Below are 5,573 nucleotides of genomic sequence, written 5' to 3' on the forward strand. Positions count from 1 at the left end.
CGGCCGCGGTGAGCCGTTCGCCGCCCGCCTCCGTGAGCTCGATGCGCACGAAGCCCGAGACGGCAGCCGGATAGTGCTCCGCCGCGGCAACGGCGGCGATGCGCTCCGCCAGGCGCTGCAGGTCGGGGGCGTAGCCGCGCCCGAAGAGATAGCGCGACGCGGCGTCGAGCAGGGCGGCGTGGGCTGCGAGGTTGCGCGCCCGGCCCCGTGCGAGGTGCACGATCTGGTATGGCGCCGGGAGGCTCACAACAGAAAGATTTTCAGCAGCAGTTCGCGCAGCAGCTCGCCGTCGGGCGCGCCGCCAGCGTTGAGCCCCTTGCTCTTGGCGTCGTATTCGCGCAGCAGCCCCAGCACCTGGAAGACCTTGCGGTTGTCCCACAGCGCGGCCTGCTGCTTGATCTCGTTCAGCACGAAGGTGTTGTTCTTGCGCAGGATGCGCATGAGCTCCACATCCTGCGGGAAGGGCTTGCCCTTGTGGCGCGTGAGCCAGCGCAGGTAGTTGACCACGAACAGGTCGCGGAACTGCCCGAAGAGCGCCATGACCGTCAGCAGCAATGGGTTCTCCTTGGGATTGCGGGCGAAGTGGTCGGCGATCAGCAGCGCACGCTGCATGTCGCGCGTGACGACGGCGCGGCACAGCTCGAAGTTGTTGAACTCCTTGGAGATGCCGATGTTGGCCTCGATGTCGGCGTCGGTGATGCGCTTCGTCCCCTCGGGCAGCGAGACGGTGAGCTTGCGCAGCTCGTTGTCGATGCGCGCGATGTCGGTGCCGAGGTGGTCCGTCAGCATCGAGAGCGCCTTCTGGTCGATCGCGAAGCCCTGCTGCCGGACGAATTGCTGGAGCCATGCGGCGATCTCGTAGTCGCGCGGCCGCACCGACTCGAAGACCGCGCCGTTGGCCGCACACCCTTTGTAGAAGGCCGAGCGCTTGTCGGCGTTCTTCTCCTTGTGGCAGATGACGAGGACGGTCGTCGGCGAGGGCTTCTGCGTGTAGAGCGATAATTTCTCCACGTTGCGCAGCTGCTGCGCCTCCTTGAGGATGACGACCTGGCAGCGGCCCATCATCGGCAGCTGGCGGCAGAGGTTGATGACCTGCCCGGCGTCGGAATCCTTGCCGTAGACGACGATCTGGTTGAAGGCGCGTTCGGCCTCGTCGAGGATCGAGCCGGCGAGCTGCTCCGTGAGGCGGTCGATGAAGTAACCCTCCTCGCCCATGAGCAGGTAGAGCGGGGCGAAGCGGCCCGCGGCGATCTCCCCCGTGAGCCGTTCGAACTCGGCGACCGAATCCTTGAATTTGACTGTGCTCTTTGTCATGGTCAGACGATCTCCCTGGTGATGCGCAGGACGTTCTCGGTCTCGGGCGTGAGGCGGAAGCGGTCGTCGATTCTCCGGCCGACGACCCAGACGATGTCGTCGCCCGACAGCAGCACGAACTGCCGCTGCTTCCCGGGCAGCGAGACCTTGGCGTCGATCAGAAAGTCGCTGACCTTCTTGCGGCCGGTCATGCCGAAGGGGATGAACCAGTCGCCCTCGCGCCAGCGGCGCAGCGTGAGCGGGAACCGGAGCTTGTCGGCATCGACCTGCGCGATCTGCTCGGGCACGCCGAAATCCTTGATGTCGTCGATGTCGCAGTATTCGAAGTAGAGCACCGCGTTGCCGCAGTAGCAGCGCGGGGCGCCCCGCCCGACCGTCGTGCGGCACTCGTCGTCGGGGGCGATCGGCGAGACGATGATCGCCCCGCGGTCGATCGTCGCCATGCGGTCGCGCGCATAGAAGCGGCGTCCCGTGGCGTCGTGGTTTAGGGCGTGGCACAGCGCGTCGATGACGTCGCCCTTGAATCCGTAGGCGGAGTTGAGCAGTTCGTAGATGACGAATTCGCGCGGGAAGGCCGGGTCGATGCGGTCGATGCGGATCGTGTCGGTGTCGCCCTCCGTGGTCACGGCCTCGCCGCGGATGCGCTCGATGCCGTGGTCGATGAAGAGCTGGGCGTCGGTCAGCCGGCCGATGTTCTTGCGCATGAGGTCCGTGAACTTGGGGTTGATCTCGCGGATGCGGGGGATGAGCCCCAGGCGAATCTTGTTGCGCAGGTATTTCGTCGAGCGGTTCGAGGAGTCCTCGCGGAAGGGGATGTGGTTCTGCACGGCGTATTCGAGAATCTCCTTGCGCGAGGCGAACATCAGCGGGCGGATGATTTTGCCGACCTGCGTCGAGATGCCGGTCAGGCCGCGCAGCCCGGTGCCGCGCAGCAGGTTGATGAAGAAGGTCTCGATTGAGTCGTCGGCGTGGTGGGCGATGGCGATGACCGTATAGCCCTCCTCGCGGCTCAACGCATCGAACCACGCGTAGCGCAGGCGCCGGGCCGCCATCTCCATCGACTCGCCCGTGCGCTCCATCTCGCCCGCGGTGTCGAAGCGCCGGTTGTAGCAGGGCACGCCGCAGCGGTCGGCCTCCTGCCTGACGAGCACCTCGTCCTCGTCGCTCTCGGTGCCGCGCAGCTGGAAGTTGCAGTGAGCCACGCCCACCGTGTAGCCGCTGCGGGTGAAGAGCGAGAGCATGACCATCGAGTCGACGCCGCCCGAGACGGTCAGCAGGATGCGGTCGTCGTGCGTCGCCAGGTCGTTTTCGGCGATGTAGCGTTGGAAGGATTCGAGTAGGGGCATATTTTGATAGGTGTCGTTGTTTGCTGATTCCCGCCCGGCGGGCCGTCGTTCCGGCGTGCCCGGGAGCGTCGCGGTGATGGCGTCAGAGGATGTTGACCTCGGTGTCGATCTCCACGCCGAAGCGCTCGAGGACCCGCTGCTGCACCTTGCGGGCCAGCGCCATCACCTCGCCGCCCGTGGCGCCGCCGAAGTTCACCAGCACGAGGGCCTGCCGTTCGTGCACGCCGACGTTACCCTCGCGGTAGCCCTTCATCCCGGCGCGGTCGATGAGCCACCCGGCGGCGAGCTTCGCCTTGTCTGCCTGTCCGGCGGCGGGGTAGAGCGGCATGTCGGGGAACTCGGCCCGCAGGCGGTCGGCCACGGCCTGCTCCACGACGGGGTTCTTGAAGAAGCTGCCGGCGTTGCCCAGCACCTTCGGGTCGGGGAGCTTCGCGCGGCGGATGGCGCAGATCGCCTCGCGGATGTTGCGCAGCGTGGCGCCGCCGCGGGCCTCGACCTCGCGCTCGACGTCGCCGTAGCCCAGGCGCGGGTGCGGCGTGCGGTGCAGGGCGATCTCGATGGCCGTGATGACGACCTTTCCGCGCAGCTCGTGCTTGAAGACGCTTTCGCGGTAGCCGAAGGCGCAGTGCGCGGCGTCGAGCGTGAGCAGGTTGCCCGTCCCGACGCAGAACATCTCCACGCGGCGGATCGCATCCTTGGCCTCGCAGCCGTAGGCTCCGATGTTCTGTACGGGTGCGGCGCCCGCCTTGCCGGGGATGAGCGAGAGGTTCTCGATGCCCCACAGGCCGCGCTCGACGGCCCAGGCAACCAGATCGTCCCACTCGACGCCCGCCTCGACGCGCAGGCGCACCTCGCCGTCTTCGTCGGTGAGCACCTCGATGCCGCTGGCCACGGGCGTGAGCAGCACGCCGTCGTAGTCCTGCGTGAAGAGGATGTTGTTGCCGCCGGCGAGGACCATCCAGCGGTCGGGCACCCCTGCGGCGAAGATTGCGCGCAGGTCGTCGGCCGTTTCGAATTCGACGAGCCGCCGGGCATGCTGCACGACGCCGAAGCTGTTGCGGCCGCGCAGGTCTGTATGGTGAAATTCTCGGATCATGATGTGCAAAGTTACGAATAATTTACTAACTTTGATAAGATATATCACCCGAACGACTGAAACCCTAAAAATACTATGCCTATGTTTACTGAAAAAGATTTGCGTCAAATCGAACAGCACGGCCTGACCCGCGAGGCCGTGGAGAATCAGATCGAGAACTTCCGCCGCGGGTTCCCCTACCTGCAGGTGGTGCGTGCCGCCTCGCCCGGCGACGGGGTCGTCGTCGTGGATGATGCCGCGGCCGATGCGGCGCAGGCCCGTTATGAGAAGGCTTCGCACGGCCTTTCGGTCGTGAAGTTCGTCCCGGCGTCGGGCGCCGCCACGCGCATGTTCAAGGAACTCTTCGAGTTCGTCAACGAGGGCAAGCGCGGCAAGGGCATCGACACGCTGCTGGAGAACATCGAGCGCTTCGCCTTCTGGCCCGAGCTGAAAGCCGTGCTGCCGGAGGGTGCCGACGATCGGACCGTCGTGAGCTGCATCGTCAAGCAGGGGCTCAACTATGGACAGAAGCCCAAGGGGCTGGTGACCTTCCACGCCTATGCGGACGGCGCCCGCAAGGCCGTCGAGGAGCACCTGGTCGAGGGGGCGGCCTACGCCTCGGCCGACGGCGTGGCCCGCATCCACTTCACCGTCTCGCCCGAGCACCGTGCCGGCTTCGAGAGCCTGCTCGCCGAGAAGGTTCCCGTCTATGAAAAGCGCTTCGGCATCCGCTACGAGATTTCGTTCTCCGTGCAGAAGCCCTCGACCGACACGATCGCCGTGAACCCCGACAACACGCCCTTCCGCCAGGACGACGGCAGCCTGCTGTTCCGTCCCGCGGGCCACGGTGCGCTGATCGAGAACCTGAACGAGATCGACGCCGACGTCATCTTCATCAAGAATATCGACAACGTGACGACCGATGCGCGCCGCGGCGACACGGTCCGCTACAAGAAGGTGCTGGCCGGGTTGCTGCTCGAGCTGCAGGAGCAGGCCTTCGGCTGCCTGCGTGCGCTGGAGGCGGGCACTGCCGACCTGGCCGAGGTGGCCGCATTCATCGAGCGGCGGCTCTGCGTGAAGTTGCCCGCCGCGTATGATGCCGCGCTGCTGCGTGCGGTGCTCGACCGCCCGATCCGCGTCTGCGGCATGGTCCGCAACGAGGGCGAGCCGGGCGGCGGTCCGTTCTGGGTGGCCAACCCCGACGGTACGGAGTCGCTGCAGATTGCCGAGTCGAGCCAGATTTCGCCCGACGACATGCCGCTGATGAAGTCGGCCACGCACTTCAACCCCGTCGACCTCGTCTGCGGCGTGCGCACGTCGCAGGGCGGCAAGTTCGACCTGCGCCGCTATACCGACCCCTCGACGGGCTTCATCTCTTCGAAGTCGTCGGGCGGCCGCGAACTGCGCGCCCAGGAGCTGCCGGGCCTGTGGAACGGCGCGATGGCCCGCTGGAACACGATCTTCGTCGATGTGCCCATCACGACCTTCTCGCCCGTCAAGGTCGTTCAGGACCTGCTGCGGCCCCAGCACCAGTAACAGCTGGCGGCCGACCGCCGTGCCGTGCCCTCCGGAACTTGTCTCCGGAGGGCTTTTTCGCCTCCTGCTCCCGGTCTGTCAGACCACAAAAAAACGGGACCCCGACGGGCCCGTTTTTCATTTGGTAATGATGCCAAAATTGGTTGGTATTATATTAGAACAAATGACCAGAATCGTATGATTCTGGTCATTTGTTTTTCATAATAATTCCATCATTGCTATTCAGAAAAAGATACCACTTTACGATGTCCTGTAAATGTTGTTCCGAGAGTCCGCGATGGACTCTTAAGTTGTCTTTTAAG

At 65.2% G+C, this 5,573-nt stretch carries 4 protein-coding genes and 1 pseudogene; 1 reads left to right on the plus strand and 4 read right to left on the minus strand.

Annotated elements, in window-relative coordinates; translation table 11 throughout:
• The 4 genes and pseudogenes from Q1Y33_RS05310 to murB all read right to left on the minus strand — a co-directional run.
• Nucleotides 1-247: pseudogene (locus tag Q1Y33_RS05310) on the minus strand (branched-chain amino acid aminotransferase); the annotation flags it as partial.
• On the minus strand, nucleotides 244-1,314 hold the full coding sequence (gene holA, locus Q1Y33_RS05315; protein ID WP_300798709.1) for a DNA polymerase III subunit delta: 1,071 nt from the start codon (nucleotides 1,312-1,314) through the stop codon (nucleotides 244-246). The pseudogene Q1Y33_RS05310 and the gene holA, both read right to left, overlap by 4 nt.
• A 2-nt stretch (nucleotides 1,315-1,316) precedes the next feature.
• A complete protein-coding gene (tilS, locus tag Q1Y33_RS05320) occupies nucleotides 1,317-2,660 on the minus strand; it encodes a tRNA lysidine(34) synthetase TilS (RefSeq protein ID WP_300798710.1) in 1,344 nt (447 codons plus the stop codon).
• 82 nt (nucleotides 2,661-2,742) lie between these two features.
• The gene (gene murB / locus Q1Y33_RS05325) at nucleotides 2,743-3,756 is read right to left on the minus strand and encodes a UDP-N-acetylmuramate dehydrogenase (protein WP_300798711.1); all 1,014 of its coding nucleotides are present in this window, start codon (nucleotides 3,754-3,756) and stop codon (nucleotides 2,743-2,745) included.
• An 81-nt stretch (nucleotides 3,757-3,837) separates the two neighbouring features.
• On the opposite strand from murB, the gene Q1Y33_RS05330 reads away from it, so the two are divergent.
• Nucleotides 3,838-5,271 (plus strand): DUF4301 family protein, encoded by a 1,434-nt coding sequence (locus Q1Y33_RS05330; protein WP_300798712.1) that lies wholly within the window; start codon nucleotides 3,838-3,840, stop codon nucleotides 5,269-5,271.
• Nucleotides 5,272-5,573 lie beyond the last annotated feature (302 nt).

The sequence above is a fragment of the uncultured Alistipes sp. genome (assembly GCF_949296715.1).
GTDB lineage: Bacteria > Bacteroidota > Bacteroidia > Bacteroidales > Rikenellaceae > Alistipes.